Source organism: Parabacteroides sp. AF27-14, assembly GCF_003635425.1.
Taxonomy (GTDB): domain Bacteria; phylum Bacteroidota; class Bacteroidia; order Bacteroidales; family Tannerellaceae; genus Parabacteroides; species Parabacteroides distasonis.
In genome coordinates this window covers 1-18,132 of record NZ_QTLZ01000014.1, presented here as the reverse complement: position 1 = coordinate 18,132, position 18,132 = coordinate 1, and the positions used below count along the sequence as shown (strand labels likewise).

12 protein-coding genes are annotated in these 18,132 nt (G+C 45.6%); 6 read left to right on the top strand and 6 right to left on the bottom strand.

Features of this window, described 5'->3' with window-relative positions; translation table 11 throughout:
- The first annotated feature begins 16 nt into the window (after positions 1–16).
- The 3 genes from DWY79_RS14320 to rplS all read left to right on the top strand — a co-directional run bounded on the left by DWY79_RS14320 (position 17) and on the right by rplS (position 4,160).
- Positions 17–2,653, top strand: a complete 2,637-nt coding sequence (locus DWY79_RS14320; protein WP_122369552.1) for a TonB-dependent receptor domain-containing protein — start codon at positions 17–19, stop codon at positions 2,651–2,653.
- Positions 2,654–2,658: 5 nt separating this feature from the next.
- Positions 2,659–3,675, top strand: coding sequence for a DUF4249 domain-containing protein (locus DWY79_RS14315; RefSeq protein WP_034532066.1), 1,017 nt, complete (start codon positions 2,659–2,661; stop codon positions 3,673–3,675).
- A 137-nt stretch (positions 3,676–3,812) separates the two neighbouring features.
- Positions 3,813–4,160, top strand: coding sequence for a 50S ribosomal protein L19 (gene rplS, locus DWY79_RS14310; protein WP_005854040.1), 348 nt, complete (start codon positions 3,813–3,815; stop codon positions 4,158–4,160).
- 185 nt (positions 4,161–4,345) lie between these two features.
- Here the strand turns inward: rplS and DWY79_RS14305 are convergent, their stop codons facing one another.
- From DWY79_RS14305 to DWY79_RS14280, 6 genes are all read right to left on the bottom strand, one after another.
- On the bottom strand, positions 4,346–5,950 hold the full coding sequence (locus DWY79_RS14305) for an InlB B-repeat-containing protein (protein WP_233563988.1): 1,605 nt from the start codon (positions 5,948–5,950) through the stop codon (positions 4,346–4,348).
- 5 nt (positions 5,951–5,955) lie between these two features.
- Positions 5,956–9,921 (bottom strand): leucine-rich repeat domain-containing protein, encoded by a 3,966-nt coding sequence (locus DWY79_RS14300; protein WP_122369550.1) that lies wholly within the window; start codon positions 9,919–9,921, stop codon positions 5,956–5,958.
- Positions 9,922–10,664: 743 nt separating this feature from the next.
- Positions 10,665–11,051 (bottom strand): DUF3990 domain-containing protein, encoded by a 387-nt coding sequence (locus DWY79_RS14295; RefSeq protein ID WP_233563987.1) that lies wholly within the window; start codon positions 11,049–11,051, stop codon positions 10,665–10,667.
- Positions 11,045–11,323: a DUF3791 domain-containing protein gene (locus tag DWY79_RS14290; protein ID WP_005867148.1), complete on the bottom strand. Its 279-nt coding sequence runs from the start codon at positions 11,321–11,323 to the stop codon at positions 11,045–11,047. Before DWY79_RS14290 ends, DWY79_RS14295 begins: the two co-directional genes overlap by 7 nt.
- Positions 11,324–11,468: 145 nt before the next feature.
- Positions 11,469–13,538, bottom strand: coding sequence for an outer membrane beta-barrel protein (locus tag DWY79_RS14285; protein WP_048927498.1), 2,070 nt, complete (start codon positions 13,536–13,538; stop codon positions 11,469–11,471).
- 125 nt (positions 13,539–13,663) lie between these two features.
- Positions 13,664–15,352: a LuxR family transcriptional regulator gene (locus DWY79_RS14280; protein ID WP_229103500.1), complete on the bottom strand. Its 1,689-nt coding sequence runs from the start codon at positions 15,350–15,352 to the stop codon at positions 13,664–13,666.
- 117 nt (positions 15,353–15,469) lie between these two features.
- Between DWY79_RS14280 and DWY79_RS14275 the strand changes: the two genes are divergently transcribed.
- From DWY79_RS14275 to DWY79_RS14265, 3 genes are all read left to right on the top strand, one after another.
- Positions 15,470–16,651, top strand: coding sequence for a sensor histidine kinase (locus tag DWY79_RS14275; RefSeq protein WP_005867144.1), 1,182 nt, complete (start codon positions 15,470–15,472; stop codon positions 16,649–16,651).
- Positions 16,648–17,409: a LytTR family DNA-binding domain-containing protein gene (locus DWY79_RS14270; protein WP_036618389.1), complete on the top strand. Its 762-nt coding sequence runs from the start codon at positions 16,648–16,650 to the stop codon at positions 17,407–17,409. Before DWY79_RS14275 ends, DWY79_RS14270 begins: the two co-directional genes overlap by 4 nt.
- Positions 17,410–17,532: 123 nt before the next feature.
- Complete coding sequence (locus DWY79_RS14265; protein ID WP_121961722.1) at positions 17,533–17,970, top strand: LytTR family DNA-binding domain-containing protein; 438 nt, start codon at positions 17,533–17,535, stop codon at positions 17,968–17,970.
- Positions 17,971–18,132: the final 162 nt, after the last annotated feature.

Sequence of the window (18,132 nt, the reverse complement as noted above, 5' to 3'; positions counted from 1 at the left end):
AAAAATGAAGTACTTCATGAAGCTAATACTACTCATAATCTTGATTATCTTCGGCTTTCAATCAAGCGCTTGGGGACAAGAGCCGACTCTCAGTATCGAGGCTAAACAAGAGCCGATCCAAGAAATCATGAAAAAAATAGAGCATCAAACAGGCATGACATTCTCCTACGATCCTTCTATTCTCAAAGGCATTTCCCTGATTACATTCAAATCTGATAACCAATCCATATCGGAATGCCTTACCCGGCTATTCCAAAAGCTCCCTCTGTCTTATCAGATAAACGGTACCCACATCATCTTGAAGAAACGCCCCCGCTCAGTAACCATCAGCGGATTTGTACGGGATAAAGCGACTACGGAGTATCTAATCGGGGCTTCCGTTTATGACTCTCGCACACAAAGGGGCACGGCTACCAATAACCACGGTTTCTTCAGTCTAACCTTACCGGTCGGGGCAGTCCGTTTGGAGACTTCCTACATCGGATACGGACGTTTCTCACATACATTCCAACCGCTCGAACGGGATACCGTGATGGAAATTCTGCTGGAAAGCGGTGAAGCATTGGCCGAAGTTGTCGTTACCGGTAGTAATGACACACAAAACCCGATACAAGCCCCTCAGATGGGAACGATTAAAATAACCCGGAAGATGATCAAGACCATCCCGACCTTATTCGGTGAGGCCGATGTGATCAAAGCCCTGCAAACCCAACCCGGCGTATCAGCCGGAACGGAAGGATTAGCCGGGATGTATGTCCGTGGGGGGAATGGAGACGAGAACCTGTATATGATAGACGGAATCCAACTGTATCAGGTCAATCATCTCGGAGGACTTTTCTCCGCTTTCAACGCCGAGGCTTTGAAAGATGTGGATTTTTATAAATCCGCTTTCCCCGCCCGCTATGGGGGAAGGCTTTCCAGCGTAGTGGATGTGCATACTAAAGATGGCAATATGAAAGAGTACCATGGTAGCGCCATGCTGGGATTGACCTCCGGTAACTTAAATTTCGAAGGGCCGATCATTAAAAACCGGACTTCGTTCAACGCCTCCTTCCGTCGCTCTTGGCTGGATGGCTTGTCCGCACCGGGTGTGGCGATCTACAATAAAATTCAGAAAAAGAATGGGGAGAAATTCAGCGCACGCTATGCTTTTACCGATCTGAACCTAAAAGTAAACCACCATATCAATGACCGGAGCCAAGCTTACGTTAATTTCTATTTCGGACAGGATTTCCTAAAAGGAGGAAGTTCCGAGTTCTCCGTAGGTGATGATATAACCCCTTTCGAGAACAAGGACTTTGGAAAGATGCGCTGGGGTAACATCGCATTATCTTCCGGCTGGTCGCATGTGTTTAACAACAAGATGTTCGGTACCGTCACCTTGGCTTATTCCCATTATCAATCCAAACTAAAACAAGAGACTTCACAATACTACGGAACCGAGGGTGACAAAGATTATTCTTCACGTTTTATCGAGACCTCAACCCGAAACGGTATCAATGATTTCGGAGTCCATGCGAACTTCGACTATATTCCTACCCCGGCACATCATATCCGTTATGGCACCGACTATCTTTATCATCGTTTCAGCCCGGAATATATCGAGGAAAAGACCTCCGAGAATTTGTCTCCGACCAAACGAACTACCGGAGACGAGCGCCTTTCAGCGAATGAGTTGGCTGTTTTCGCCGAAGATGACTGGGCGATATCTTCCATTGTCCGGGTTAACGCCGGATTACGCCTGAACATGTATAATATACAAAAGAAGACATATGTCTCCTTAGACCCTCGTTTATCCGTACGCTTTCTGCTCACGAGGAATCTAAGCCTTAAGACCTCATACGCCCGGATGAATCAATACGTACATCAGATCAGCGAAAGTTATATGAGTCTCCCTACCGATATGTGGATGCCGGTCAGCAAGAAGCTGAAGCCATTGGAGAGTGATCAAGTATCCGTCGGCGCTTATTACAATTTACACAAAGACTATTCCTTCTCGGTGGAAGGTTATCATAAATGGATGAATCACCTACTGGATTATAAAGATGGTTACAACTTCTTACCCTCGTTCGTCGGTTGGGAGGAGAAACTGGCCGCCGGTAAGGGGTGGGCCTACGGAGCGGAGTTTATCGCCCGGAAAGAGACGGGGCGTATAACAGGATGGATCGGATACGGACTAATGTGGAGCGACCGGCAGTTCGACGAGATTAATAATGGCAAACGTTTCCCCGCGAAATACGATAACCGCCATAAGCTGAATATCGTCGCAAACTGGAAGATCAACGAGAAATTGGAACTGACCGGAAGCTGGACTTTCATGACCGGAAACCGGGTTACGGTGGCATTCGAGAATTACGAGGATTTGGGCCTCACTCCTGTCCCTCCGCTCTTACCGGAAGGAGGCTTGGACTATTTCACGGAGCGTAATAACGTACGTCTCCCCGCTTACCACCGCTTAGATCTGGGGATTAATATTTATCGACCTAAAAAGAACGGCCATCTCGGTATCTGGAATATCAGCGTATATAACGCTTATTGCCAGATGAACCCGATAACTATCCATAAGCGGTCTTGGATAAACTACAGCCATTATTTCGAGACGTTATCGCTCTTACCGATCATTCCGTCTATATCATATACTTATAAATTCTAAAGAACATGAAACCTATATTCTATTTATCAATCTTATTATCCAGCCTGCTCCTAACCTCCTGCTACAGGAAGTTTGACCTAGAGGAATATCGTACTACACCGAAAATGGTGATCAACTCGGCCTTCTCGCCGGATACAGTCGTAATGGCCAGCATATCCCGCACATGGTTTCACTCAGAGAGCAAGCCGGACGTGACGATTCGAAACGCCAAGGTAGAATTATACATAGACGGGATCTTCAAGGAGGAGATGCCTTGGAAAGAATATTCCTATTGGAAATCTTCTCGTTGGCTCGGAGAGGATCGAGGTGGATGGGTAACAGATACGCTTTATATATCGAATACGGTTCCACAGCCCGGACAAACCGTAAAGATTGTAGCTTCCACCCCGGAATATGGAACAGCCTCGGCGGAAGATAAGATTCCTTCCAAGACCGAAATCAAAGGCCTGCGCATAATTCCCCGTAAAGAAGCTACCGGCAACGGCGGTACCCTTGTCGATGGAGATGGGAATATCTCCTACATAGAAGAAAACGATGTGCTTATCTATCAAATCACTTTCCAAGATACCCCGGGTAAATCAAATTACTATTCTCTACAGATATGGGGAGATGACGACCATCTTGGTGTCCTGTTGGACTTCTCCGTAGATCCCGTATTCACGCAGCAACAAGGTATCTTGGATGAGGTTTTCGGCTCCTCGATGGTAAATTGGCGGGGACGGGTATTTTCCGACGAGCTGTTCGACGGAAAGGAATACACATTGCAAGTAAAAGAACAACTCAGGTCCGATACTAAATATTATACCAAACGCCATATTCGTTTATATTCCCTGTCCGAACCCTATTACCAATATCTGCTATCTTTACAAAACATCGAGAATGAAGGTATCATGGGCGGACTTACGAATGTAGGTCTGGCCGAGCCTGTCCGGATCTACAGCAATGTGGAAGGAGGGACGGGAATCGCTGGTGGATGTCAATGGTTTGAATCCTTGGTAGACATAAAAGATTTAATCAAATAGCGAGCAAAAAAGCATCTATCTATTGCGAATCAAATATTTATTTCGTTACTTTGCACCCGCTTTACGTAATCTCTGTCGGGAAATGTAGCCCGTTAAATTGCGTTTCATTATAAATTACAATTAAAAAGCTATAAACAATGGATTTAATTAAGATTGCAGAAGAAGCGTTCGCTACGAAGAAGGAACTTCCTTCATTCAAGAGTGGTGACACGATCACGGTAGCTTACCGTATCAAAGAGGGTAACAAAGAGCGTATCCAGCAGTATCGCGGTGTTGTTATCCGTATCTCCGGTCACGGCGACAAAAAACGTTTCACAGTTCGTAAGATGTCTGAGAACGTAGGTGTAGAGAGAATTTTCCCGATCGAATCTCCGTTTATCGAAAGCATCACGGTTAACAAAGTCGGTAAAGTACGTCGTGCTAAATTGTACTACTTGCGTGCCCTTACCGGTAAGAAAGCAAGAATCAAAGAAAAGAGAGTGTAATCTCTCCGATTCTATTGCCATACGAAAAGCCATCCAGCGGAATGCCGGATGGCTTTTTGTTTATCGTTTCTTACAATGCCCATCGTAAGCATCTAACAATGCCCATTCAAAGGAGCTTACGATGGGCATTATAAGAACCTTAGAATGGGCATTGAAAGAATCATATATCCAAATCACGCCACGGACTACCGTCCGGAGGATAATTTACAGACGATACGAGTACCATCCGTTGCCTCGATAACGAGAAGTAAGGGGCTACGTATGGATAAGCGATAGATATCACCTTGTTCCATTTGGCCGTTAGTACCTAATAAGTTCCCCTCGAACGAATAAACCATCAATCTACGAATCGCTTGGCGAGCAGTCACGCAGAGTTGGTTCCCGGAGAAAGAGATCGTGACTAGTTCCTCTCTAGCGATCGTCTCATTGGCTACCGTACCTTTGGTATACACCGCACGAATAGCGGGCAAGGCCGCACGTAGGATATTGACATCAAAATCATAATTCAACGCTTTCGACAATAACTGATCTAGCAAGTACCATCCCATAAAGGTATGGTCTACGATCGGTTCAGCCTTCAAGTTAATGACATCACCTCGATAGCGAGTCACTTCCGCCCAACCGTTCTCTCCACCCTCTACTTCCAAGTCAACGGGTAATTCCCGGAATTTAGCCTCTAGCTTACCCATATCTTTACCGATCAAGATCTCATGGCTCATCTCCGCCTCCGGGATAAACACGCCATCCAAATACCAACCTTCAAAAGCATAACCCGGTTTCGGCATCGCGATGATCTCGACCGTTTGGCCGGGAATGGCTTCGCCTATCACTTCCACCTCGCCGCCTTTCTCCGTAGATGAAGGATCATCCGGATTCGGCCCGGGTACGATCTCCACCTCATCCACCGGTGCCTCTCTCTTCTTGAAACGAGCCTCGATCGTAGTGGTTCGCTTACTAATAGTCAACGTATAAGAGATGTCGGTAGACAGGCACATACCCGCCTCATCATACCAGCCGATAAAGTCATAGTCTTTCGTAGGCGAGGCGATCACGGTCACCTCATCCCCTAACTCATAGATACCGTTTCCGCTTTGCGATACATAGCCGGCCTCCGGATCGGAAGTGTTCACGTAAAGGCAATACCCGATCTCCGGTTCGGAAGGATCTTTCGGCTTCCAGTCGTACACGGCCCGCAGGTAAACATGCTTGCCCGGCATGGTGAAGCGATAGGTTGCCTCTTCCGACACTTTCTTCCCATCGCTCTCCCAATGGTTGAACACATAATCGGGATAAGCATGGGCGATAAGTGTCACCTCTTTGCCATTCTCATAAATACCTTGGCCATTCTGTTCTACCCATCCAGCCATGGAGGGGCTGACGGTCGTAATCAGATTATAATAACCATTTCCCGGCTCCGATGGATTCTCCTTCGGGTTAAAACGTAGCTTGGCTATCAAGCGAGCGTTTTTCTCCGTAAGGGTGAAGGTATATTCCGAGAGGCCGGATAACTCCTCGCCATCGGCGGACTGCCAAGCCACAAACTCATAATTCGTATGCGGATAGGCCCGTACCGTTACTTCCGTACCCGTGTCGTAGATGCCGGAGGGATTCGTTTGCTCAAAATAGGCGGCTCCTTGGGGATCCGTGGAGAGTAAGAGCGTTAGTTTCCCCGGCTCCGGTGGAGGAGTCGGATTGAACTCATCCTGCGCATAGACTTGCCCGATGGATCCTCCGAGGAAGATCCAAAGAGACAAAGCCATCGTAATATATCGAAACAATCGTTTTCTCATAGCGATTACCATTTAATGGAACAAGTCTGACGCTCGCCCGCTTTTGTCGTCCATGTCATGTAATAAATACCAGACTGAGGTAGGGCCATACGTACCTCACCATCCGTCACTTTACCAGCGAAATGAATACGACCCGCCGCATCGCATACACTCAAAGTTTCCACATCACGCAAGCCGGACACGATCAACAAGCCTTCTCGCACGTTCCAGCGAATCGGCACATCGATTGCCTCAACAGAAGTCACCACATCGCTTCTCAACTCTAAGCGACCTGAGAGGGTTCCGGCCTCGGCCTCGAAAGTATAAGCCTCCTTATTTAGGTCGCATACGGCACCCGTCTGCTTATCTACCAACTGAATACCTTCGCCAATCTTCTCTTTCAATGAGATCGTATAGCTTCCCTTGACAGGCAGGACACATCCAAGGCGTACCACGCCATCCGCTACCGGACGCTCGTTGATAGCCAACCGGTTTCCCTCCTTATCTAGGCTATAGAAAGATGCGGCATCCGCATTCGGACTGCCGAACTTGGCGACATCAAGACCGATCTCATACTCCAGCGAGGCAGCCTCGTTGAATACCACACGGGTACGGTCGCTTGCCTTCTCGCCTGCCAGCAGCAGGTTGACAACCTGACGGTTATCCACGCCACGTAACGCTGAAGCCGCTTGCGTTTCCCTCGGCAGGGCGGCCACACGACCCTCCGGATTGAATACCAAGCCGGAAGTCTTCTTTTGTACGAAGAAGGCCGTAAGCGGTGCCAGATAAACACCCTTATCATCCTGCGTATAATACTCGTAATTATTCAAATCGGGAGACCAAACCGTCACCGTAGCGTCCAATCCATCCGCAAACAATCGCTCCACGCTATAATAGGCGGGATACGGATTCCCCACGAAGTTCCAATTGGCATTCATGGCATTATCCGAAGCGTAGGTATTCAACGGAATCGTCACGCCCGCCCGATTAAGGAGGGCTTTCATATCGCCGGTCTTGGTAGTAAATCCATCGGGTAACCCATCGTTACTGTTGAACTGGATGATATATCCCGTATTCGCCTTCAAGGTCTCCGAATCGGAAAGCTGTCTCCACGACTCGCCCACTCCCTTGTCCGCACGAGACTTGCTATCGTATTCCCGTACCACGAAACGAGTGTCGCTGCTCGTCAGCTTGATTTCAGACATCTTCAAGTTATAAGGGAAAGATATGAAATGCCAATAATTACTCCAAGCATCCCAATTGCAGGTAATCGATTCTGTTTGTATATCGGAATCAACCAGCAAGGAAGCATCCCGATAGTAAGCAAAGTTTTTCGGTTTCCAAACTTCGTTGCCTTCAACGGCCAAGCTACCATTATATAAAAGGACAGCAGAGCCGTCTACCTTATTCTCATCATTTATTAGATTTCCTTCTCCACGAAAAGCCATAACCTCACTGTAGAAACGAGCTTCCAAAAAACGATCGGCCTCACCCATCACAAAAGTAAACTCCGGATCGATAGAGATCTTCTTGTTATTCTCGTACCAGCCATCGAAACAGCCGGCCTCATAAACATCACCACCATAGGCAATCGCCTTTAGCGTCACAATCTCGCCGGTCTCGTAAGCACCGGCACCTTCTACCCGGCCATTGCCTTTGTAAGAAGTCGTAACCAGATATCCGAACTCTTCGATATTCTTGAAAGCAGACCAATATTTGTCAGCTTTGTAAGTCTCATTCAAGCCTTTCGGGACATAGACCTTGCAGGTAGTCTTATCTACGGATTCGAAAGCATTCTCACTCAAGTAAACCATATCGGGGGACTTCAACTTGATGGAAGAAACCTTGGCAGAAGCGAAAGCGGAATGACCAATAGATCGTAATGTCCCGGGGAATGATAACGCACCAGTGATCGGACATTCACCGAACGCATTGTCACTTATATTATACAAGGACGCATTCGAGAAGTCCACAGAAGTGACACCTGTATTAGAAAAAGCAAAACTACCGATAGTCTCTAATCCATCCGGAAGTTTCAGTGAAATAGGCACGCATGAACTGGAAGAGAAAGCATTGTTACTGATTTCTATCAAATGAGACAATGAAGATAAATCGATCTTTTGCAAGCAGGAACAACCTGAGAACGAAGAATTTCCGATCCGTTCTACAGACTCGGGTATATTCACTTTCTTTAATGCTGGTAAAGATCTAAAAGCAGCCCATCCTATCTCCTTTATCGTATTAGGAAGAACCACCTCCTCCAAATACGATAACGTAATTATATTCCCATTACGATCTTGATAAAACGCCCCACCCGGTAAGATATTATCTTCCATTACCGTGCTACTCAAATCAACCTTTTGTAATAACTCCATTTGCTTAATGATCTCGAAGTCACTTGCGTTCATCGGGCCGTTGATATTCAATTCCAATATGGTAGCCACCGGGATATTTTGCTCTGCCAATTTCGTTCCAAGCGTACCTGCCGCCTCCAAGACCACGGCTACCGGATCCGCATCAATCTCCACGATCTTGCTCTCGCTCCAAACCGAGGCTTTGCGATAGGCTTCCGCTGAGCCTTTCGGAACATACACAAAGGCATTCTTCAAACCAATCGATTGGGAAAGGCCGATCGGAGTAGCCGACTGCATGATTACTTTCGCACCATTTCTAGAGAATGATTCGTGATCGTACTCTGAATTACCTCTAAAAGCATTTCCCTTAATCGTCTGTACAGATTCCGGGATGGTTAATTCTTTTAATGACTCATTGGAAGGAAACGAACCCTCTCCCAAAGTCTTTACCGTAGAGGGAATCGCATAAGCCAACTCCTTCTTTCCTGCCGGATAAAACAACAAGCTCGCCTTATCTACCACGAACAATACTCCATCAATAGAGGTATAGAAACCATTATCGATTACGACTTCTTCCAAAGCTGGGCAGTTGTCAAAAGCTCCTATATTCAGCGTATTCAAGGAGGCACAATTACTAAAATCTACCTTTTTTAGATTTCGACAAGAACTAAACGTTCCCGAAGATACAACTGTGAGCTGTGTACTTTTACTAAAATCGATACTGGTTATAGCATCATTGCCATAAAACGCACTCTCTCCTATTTGCTGGATACTTGAAGCAAAAACAATGTCACCAGCCAAAGCACAACCTCTAAAAGCACTTTCGCCTATTCCTTTCAATTCAAGCAGTTTAGAAAAATCAAAATTAGATAATTTACTACAGTTCATAAACGCTCCACCGGAAATCCAAGTCAAGGCCGTGCAGCCCTCCATATTGATAGATGTCAAGTTTTCACAAAATCCAAAACCATCTATATTTTCTAATGCCGAACAGCAGGATAAATCCACTGTCTTTAAAGAAGAACAAGAATAAAATGCCTCACCATCTATCCTCATCAATTTATTACATCCCGACAAATCCAACATCTGCAAATTGCAACAATTAGAAAAAGCAGATCTTAATATCAGCTCCAACACTGTACAGGCCGACAAATCCAACATTTTCAATCCAGAGCACTCCTGAAAAGCATTATTCCATATCATTATCAATTGCGTAGCCTGCGAGAAATCCACCTCCGTCAGATTGTTGCAACCTTTAAAAGCCTTGTCATTTATCTGTTGAAGCACCTCCGGGAATATCACCATCTGAAGTGTCAGCTTATTTTGAAATGCCTCTTCCTGAATACTTTGAAGCTCTACATGTTCTTTTCCATTCCAATACTTAGTCTTCGGCAGTTCCGTCACCCCACTCATATCCAACACTTGAAGCATCGCCATCTGCTTCTTCATCGTCTGAAAGTCCTCCGCTCCCAGCGGGCCATTTACTTTCAAGGTCGTAACCTTCCCCACATCCGTACCTAGCTCGGATGCCAGCGTATTGGCCGAGGTCAGTGTTACCTCCTTCACCAATTGCGCATATACACTACTACTTATCCCAAGTCCTACGAGAAAAGCAAAAAGAAAGAAAAGTTTTTTCATACTCATTCTATTTGAATTAATAATTGATTTACCCTACAATCATCAACCGCTCCTTATCATCCACACAAAGAAAAAGCGCGAGGCTTAGCCATTGTCACCCACCTCTAGGTATCCCCATACCCTGCCCGGATAACAAACAGCAGCCCCACGCTTCATTATAAGATGCTCCTCTCGAAGTAACTATAACAAGCATGGGCGTCTGTTGTTATTATTCCCGGGCACGAAATTGGGGATTTCAGAAGTGGGAATAATATCTTTTAACGCCTTTTCCACGAAAACGAACCCGCCGAGCTTCCACTCTAACGGCTCGGTACAAAGTACGGAATTTCCCATGAATCCCGCAAACATCCATGCGAATATTTAGAATTCCTCATCCAATCCATAAGGACAAAAGCCGAAACAAACCAAAACAAATGTTTCTTGAACCCTATGTAAATTTCCGCACTACCTAATATATACTTTATTCGGCGGCAGTGAATATATATTCGGCGGCAGCGAATGATCGTTCGCCGCCGCCAAACGAAGAATACAAGCTTATCTTTTAGAGAATAAGAAGGTTATAAAGAAAGAATACGAACAAGTGTCCTTTTGTATAGAAGGAACCGCACGCAAGTTAAGACACTAGCCCTGTTTATCCTGCAGCTCTCGTATGATTTCGTCAAGAATGTAGAGATCGCTTTTTAAAAGCAAATCTCCGTTCTGTAATGTCAGGCATTTATAAGTATCACTATTATAAAAAAGGTCTAATGCTTTATCGGTAGAAATACGCAAACGAGACGCAAGCAGTTCGATAACTCCCCTATATTTACCCTGCATAACCGTATCAGCCGCACCAGGGACAACAAGTGGAGCAGGTGTTTTAGGTAAAAGAAACGCTTCCGTAAAGCAGAAGCAACGATGAAACATAAATAGCGATATGGCAAGACACGACAGACATCCATATCCAAAGAATAAACATTCAGCCAAGCCTCATCCTTATGACGTACCTCTGCTGTACGAAGTGCCCAACGAACCGCCTGTTCTTTCAAGTCCGTAACATAGAACCCGATTCCAAAATCCAGATTAGGCCGGCAAACCCCAGCCAAAGGCTCCTCTATGCGGCAAGTGGAACCATGATAAACCGTCAACATAGTGTTTTCCCTTTTTCTTCAATACTCCGGAAGGGTTTATATCCGTCCGGGAGCCATTGAGGATCACGATAGTAAATATATTCTAGGATGGAGTCTACGATATATGATTTCCCTTGCGTATGCAAGGTATCGTAATAAGAGCGGATATAGCCATTGATCGCTCCTAGTTCCTTCAGTTTATTATATACATCCGAACCATAACGCCCTAATCGTTCCGCGGTACTCTCTATGCAATAAATCATAAATTCCAGTTGCTTCTCCTCTATAGTCATAACCCTATCCTTTTTCTGGTTATAGATAACAAAGTTAGCAAATACTTTCAGTTATACAAAGACATCAAAAGTCATTTTCGTAATATAACACTCCCTTCCCTATAGGAGATATACTTCAATACCTCACGTATGAATGTACAGTAACTTACTTCCGACTATTCAATATACCCGATTCATTATCTGAATTATACAACTTACGATCCACGGATTTGTATTTGCGACCGAAATCTAAGTGGTAAGAGAATCCAATCTCGAAGCCCGGATAGATATCACCAAAACGCTGATCGGTCACATAGGGAGCGATCGCTGAATGGTTCTTACTCCGGTAACGGGCGGATGAGGTAAATTGAGTAGAGAAAGAAGCGCTTAACTGAACCTTCCCGATCCTATAACCGATACCCAACCTATTAAAACGATCGGCCTCACGACTGGTCTCACCCGAAAAGCTATAGCTTCTCTTATAAATCAACAGGTTAAAATTAAAGTTCTTCACATCGCTATTCAAAGAGATCACATAGAAGGGATCCGTGTATGTATGCGAATAGCTATTTCCATTCGATTGGAAATGGTTCAAGCCTCCGGAGATATTCATGCGCAGATAATCGCCGAAGGGTGAATAATTCAAATACAGTTCCGGCGTAAAACGATGGAAACTCCGTTGGTTATCGTAGGTACGGATAAAAAGTCCCCGGCTAACGTCATACAGGGTCTCTTCCATGACCATGCGGGGCTGGTATTGGTAAGAGAAAGTAAAGCCGGCCTTGACCTTTGCCGTATTCACATGAAATTCCACGGCGTTGTTATGATATAAGAAAGGGGATAGACCCGGATTACCTCTACGAACCTGTAAGGAATCAATCCATTGCTCCACATTACTCAACTCAGACAAGGATGGGTTTACATTGCGCAGGGTATACCGATAACGAGCGGATAATACCTCATTGATAGTATAAGTAAGTGTTACCTGCGGGCGGAAATACCACCGATTATAAGAGCCCGAGTTTTCTTGCGATAGATAATTACGGGAGGCGCCCAAACCTACGTTATAAACCAACTTCTTCCAAGTTCCTACGTATTGCGCATACATATACGATTCAGATTCCGTCATATGGGTCGTATAATCACCGGAACCGGAATATACGTTGTCCGTATAAGCCTGCGTATGTTTCAAACCGGCGGAAATACGACCGGTCTCTAGCTCTTTCTCGTAGATACCCTCTCCGATTACCGAATAGCGCTTTCCATCTACTTTCGTATAAATATCTGTCAAAGGAATACTTTCCAGTTCTTCCCGGTAGGTATGACGGCTATCGGTATTCGAATAAGTTCCCACGACATTGACAGCCAATGATTGTTTACGTGGTAATTTCCGGAAATAATACAAGTCGAGCGAGGGACGGGTATTCAAGGATTTATTATTATCGATAAGATCGGTCGTCATCTTGCTCTCGCTATTCCTTAAAAGGGCACTGCTATAGTTATGCGGATAGTCATAATAATAAAAATTCAGCTTAGCGTTCAAGAAATAATCATCATCCTTCGTGTAGTTATAATTCGCCGTCGTAGTCCAATACATCTCATAATCCCTCCCGGGGATTCCTTCCTGTGTTCGCTGGAAGGTACCATCTGGGGTATGAAAGATTTCCGTCCGGTCTTGCCATGCCTCTTTATACCGGTGTCCGTTCGCAAAGCTGGATAAAGAGAATTCCGAACGTCCTCGGTTATACTTACCATATATATAATCTGCCATCCAAAACGTGTTTAATTGATGGCTTAAATCCACGCCGAGATTTCCTCCGGAAGTCCGCTTGATCGTTATATAATCCAAGACGATATCGATTCCTTCCCCATATCGCAAGCCGGGGTTATCGTGATATTCCACCCGTTTGATATCCTCCGGCGAGAGGGCCGCGACTTCTAAGGAAGAAGCCAACACGCCATTTATACGCAACTGAACGTTTCCATTCGCCATAGAGATACTTTTCGTATTCGGATCTACCCATAGACGAGGTAAAGACATCCGCCTTGTCAAATCCAAGCCATCCATCGAGCGCTGCATTTGGTCTTTAGAGGGGAATATAAGTTGACGGTCTTTCTTCCTTATAATCGAAGAGGCTTGAATGGTAACCTCATCCAAATCGATCGTTTTCTCCTCTTGCGCGTTTACCAAAAAGGCAACGCAAATCAATCCCACAAATAATACTTGTCTTCTCATAAAATTCAAATTTGATTCGAGACAAATGTAAGGAGGTAAACAGCTAAAATCGATTTATACAGGCAAGAAACTAAAGTGCAAGGCATTATGCGCACATACTGATTTACAAAGTATTAGCGAACGACTTAGAGAGAAAAGTTTATATTTGCCGTTTGAGCACTTATATTGCCGATGATATCCTCTTTCTCGTCCATACCCAGCTTATGGCGGATGTCCGTCTTGCGCTGATAGATCGTACGGACGCTTTGCTGGGTAACCACACTGATTTCTTTGGTAGAGAAGCCGGCGCATAACAAGCAGCAAAGCTGGATTTCTTTTTCCAGCAAACGCCCATCAGACAATCGGACCAGATGCGTATGGAAATTATCATAGACCGCATCGATAATCGGATACAGGTCATCCCATACCAAAAGCGTATCTACCGGGACATCCTCATTCGTGATACGAGTCATTTGCTGGAGCAATTCCTTATTTTGTTGCGTGGGAGTAGTCGCCATCAAGCGGATAACACCCAATTGCTGCAACAAGACCTTACGGAAAAAGGCACTATCGGGTTTCTCCTCCTCCGCTACGGATTGCCTCGATTCGTCCAAGAGCTGACGCAAGGCCTCCAAACGCTCCTCCATATCGATCAAACGGTTCCTTCGGTTACGGATATAGATGGAAACTCCACCAGCGACCAATAGAGAAAACAAGGAGACGATCACCAAGATAGAGAACGTGCGCTGCCGGCTCATCTCCAGACGAAGGTTCGCTTGGCGCAAACGGTTTTGGTCGATCAAGCGTTCTCGCTCCGCCTTCTCCGTTTGCGATTTCACGATATACAAAGAATCACAATATTGCCCTAATCGGGAAATATCCACCGGTTTATTTTCCTTTACGTCCAATATAAATTGATAGGCATAATTCAGCGCATGCGAGGCTATATCATCGCTGTGACTACGCTCCAAGTCTAACGTATTCTTCTCGATATACTTCCGGGCAGAATCCAGCTCCCCAAGATTGATCCAAGGCATAACATAGGATCCCAAGATTTCTCGTTCCGGATAACGTTCCTTCAGCAAACGCAAATAGCTGATAGAAGCCTTGGGATTAAAGTCATACAAGAAATCCGCATAATTGCGGGCAAAATGATGGGCATACCATTTTATATCCTTAGCCAAGGACGAATCCACCGCCAAACGAAGATAATAATCCGCCGAATCCCTCATTTGCAAGCGGCTATAACTCAACCCGGCCATATAATAGGCCATCTCCTTAAATCCGGCTTTTGGCGAAGCTTCCCATTCCTTCGAGTCCGCGATCGTTTCCCGATACAACCCCTCACCGAAAGTCATAGAAGTTAATTTGTCATAAAAACGCACAAGGTAGGTCGAATCCGAACGGGAAAAAGCGGAATCTATCGCCTCCCGGTACAAGGAACGCCTTTGTTCCAATCCCTTCCGGGAATCACCCATATAAATAGCCTTTACGAAATAAGCGGAAAGTAAAGGCTCCGAGGCATGCTCCTTATAATAATCCACGGAGTAGTCGATGAGTGAGTCGTTCACCAAGCTGCGATCCTGCAAAAGATGAAGCCAAGCAAGCCTCCATCCATACTCCGCCTTATCGCTATCCGAAAGAGCGGAAAGCGTTATTTGCTCCTCCAGCAGCCAAGCGGCACTATCTAAGTTATTCTCGTTTACCAACCGGTCCGCCTCCGCAAATTTTTCCCGGACGGATTTACCGCCACAGGAAAGCAACAGGCAGACACTGGCCAGAAATATGTAGACAAACCATTTCGTCATAGCGACAGAGATCCTAATTTCCGGCAAAGGTACATTATTTTCGGAAGCCCGGGCGATTCACCGATATTTTTATCCGTTTCGTCGATTCCTTTTCCCGCTCGGATAAGGAAGCCCTATCTTTGTAAGCAGACAAAGGGTTTATCTATGTTACAATTAAAAAGAAACGACTTATTGATCGGCTTCACGATATCCGTCTTGCTTAGTATTTTCGTGAACTTCGCCCTTCTGATGCGTAAATATGAGTTCGAGACCGGAAACCCGAGCATGGGTATCCAGCCTCCGGATCGCACCATGTATTATTTGCTAATCTGGTTCTTCGTGTTCTCCTTCATCTTATTTATTGTCAACAGCTTGATGTATAAGCTCGGGGACAAGCTTTTCCGCAGGAAAGAGTATAAAAGGGTATTGCTGGTTTGCGTAACTTGTATCAGCATCGCCTACGGCATGTTTCATCTATCGCCGGTTTTGTACACGGCCATTTTCGTAGAATGGCTTGGGGAAGATGGGCCCCAGCCAGCTACCCAGGATATCATGATCCGCATCGACCGGGGCAGGATGGCTACGCAAACCATCAGGTCTGCCGAACGCCGGGGCATACCGGTACCTCCCAAGCCTTTCACGGTCCCTAACTCTTTCATGACGGAGCATCTTTTCGTCTTCCTTACGGTTATGCTAAGTTCCGTACTAATCCGCCTGTTAAGCAGCAAGCAACAAATGAAACTGGAATATGAACAATTGAAGACCGAGAAGTTACAGAATTCCTATAACGCCTTGATGGGACAAATCAACCCACATTTCTTCTTCAACTCCTTAAATGGATTGAACGCCTTGATACAGAGCGGAGAAAAACAACAGACGTTGGCTTATCTGGATGAGCTATCCAACGTCTTCCGGTATATCTTGCAAAGCAACAAGAAAGAGCTGGTTACGCTAGCGGAAGAACTTCAATTCGTAAAGGCGTATACCTATCTGCTGAGCGTGCGCTACGAGGGAAAACTATTCTTCTCCATCCAAGCGGATACCCCTTACTTACTTTGGTATCTGCCGATATTGAGCGTACTCCCCTTGATCGAGAACGCCGTAAAGCACAACGTTATCAGCAAGCAATACCCGCTACAGATCGATATCTATACCACCCATGAGGACAAACTAATCATATCCAATAAAATACATCCTAAGTCGGAAGATAGCAAAGGTAGCGGTATCGGATTGAAGAACCTATGGGGGCGCTACCGGATGCTTACCGGAAAGGACATCCAGATCTCCAACCGCAAGGAATATTTCAAGGTCACGCTTCCTTTACTTAATAAACCCATTCACTCATGAAAGCAGTTATTATAGAAGATGAGACTACCGCCGTTAATAGCTTAAAGGCGATCCTAGCGCAAAATACGGTTACCCCGATCGAGGTGATCGCCGAGCTGGAGAGTATCGAAGAGAGCGTGGAGTTTTTCCGGACATCGCCTCATCCGGATATCATCTTCATGGATATCCATTTAGCGGATGGATCGGCGTTCAAGATATTCGAGCAGGTGGAGATAGATGCCCCGGTAGTCTTCACGACCGCTTACGATGAGTATGCGTTACAGGCTTTTCAAGTAAGCAGTATCGATTATTTACTGAAACCTGTCACGCTGGCCTCGCTGGAAAGAGCCTTGAATAAATTACGGCTGTTCGATACCGAGGAAAGGCTGGCGCATATCCGGCAAACGAACCGTACAATCCAGAGTCGCCACACGATCAAGAGCTTATTGATCATGCTGGCCGATAAATTCTATCCGTTACCAGTTGAGGAGATCCTTTATTTCTATACGGCCAACGAGAAAGTTACCGCCTATACCTTCGACGGAAAACAACATCCCGTAGACCGTACCCTCGACGCGTTGGGAGAGCAACTGGACGAGAGGCTTTTCTTCCGGGCCAACCGTCAATTCATCATTTCACGCAATGCCATCAAGGATATAGATCTTTGGTTCGGGAGCCGCCTGTCCGTCAACCTCACTTTACCTGTCCCCGAACGTATTATCATTAGCAAAACCAAGACCCCGGTCTTCAAGAAATGGATTCTGAGGGAAGAGGAATAATGTCTTTTCACCCCCTCCCGTAAGGCGATTCACCGACCCGATTATACCACTAATCGGCGCTTAACCTTTCTTTACCGAACTTTCCTGTTATTTTGCGGTACAACAAATAAAGATAAAAACACTATGCTGAAATGTATCACTTTCGACGGAGACACCTCGACCCTGAACACGCTCATGGGATATTTCGAGAAACTGGACAAGGCTTTGGCCGATGTTCACCAAGCGCTGAGCAAGGAGCAAACAGAACGCCCCATCTTCGTCCGGGAGGGCAGCAAGATCATCCGCCTCCGCCGGGAAGAGATCCTTTTCCTCGAGGGGTACGGCGATTATGTAAAGGTACACCGTATCAATGGCAAGCCCCTGCTCACGCAAGTCAGCTTGAAGCGGTTCGAGGAGTTTCTGGACAGGAATCGTTTTTGCCGGGTACATCGCTCTTACATCGTATCCCTCTCCCACATTAATTATATCGAGCGCAAGCGGATACGTATCGGCGAGGAACTGATCCCTATCAGCGATTCGTACCTGCCCGCCTTGATGAATAATCTGGCTCTCCAAGAGTAACCAAGAGTTTCATGCGGAAGAAACTTTTGTTTCTCCGTGACAAAACTTTTGTTTCCTAGTGAAGAAACTTTAGTTTCATAGGCAGAAAACTAAAGCTTCACTTGGTAGAATGTCTTTTCCTGATTTATCTAGACACTTTTTTTGTTTATAAACGTAATCAGT

What these genes read in the sequence shown, in the direction of transcription:
- rplS (WP_005854040.1), top strand. Translation starts at nt 3,813, where the DNA reads ATGGATTTAATTAAGATTGCAGAAGAAGCGTTCGCTACGAAGAAGGAA.
- DWY79_RS14305 (WP_233563988.1), bottom strand. Translation starts at nt 5,950, where the DNA reads ATGAGAAAACGATTGTTTCGATATATTACGATGGCTTTGTCTCTTTGG.
- DWY79_RS14295 (WP_233563987.1), bottom strand. Translation starts at nt 11,051, where the DNA reads ATGTTGACGGTTTATCATGGTTCCACTTGCCGCATAGAGGAGCCTTTG.
- DWY79_RS14315 (WP_034532066.1), top strand. Translation starts at nt 2,659, where the DNA reads ATGAAACCTATATTCTATTTATCAATCTTATTATCCAGCCTGCTCCTA.
- DWY79_RS14265 (WP_121961722.1), top strand. Translation starts at nt 17,533, where the DNA reads ATGCTGAAATGTATCACTTTCGACGGAGACACCTCGACCCTGAACACG.
- DWY79_RS14270 (WP_036618389.1), top strand. Translation starts at nt 16,648, where the DNA reads ATGAAAGCAGTTATTATAGAAGATGAGACTACCGCCGTTAATAGCTTA.
- DWY79_RS14300 (WP_122369550.1), bottom strand. Translation starts at nt 9,921, where the DNA reads ATGAAAAAACTTTTCTTTCTTTTTGCTTTTCTCGTAGGACTTGGGATA.
- DWY79_RS14275 (WP_005867144.1), top strand. Translation starts at nt 15,470, where the DNA reads ATGTTACAATTAAAAAGAAACGACTTATTGATCGGCTTCACGATATCC.
- DWY79_RS14320 (WP_122369552.1), top strand. Translation starts at nt 17, where the DNA reads ATGAAGCTAATACTACTCATAATCTTGATTATCTTCGGCTTTCAATCA.
- DWY79_RS14290 (WP_005867148.1), bottom strand. Translation starts at nt 11,323, where the DNA reads ATGACTATAGAGGAGAAGCAACTGGAATTTATGATTTATTGCATAGAG.
- DWY79_RS14285 (WP_048927498.1), bottom strand. Translation starts at nt 13,538, where the DNA reads ATGAGAAGACAAGTATTATTTGTGGGATTGATTTGCGTTGCCTTTTTG.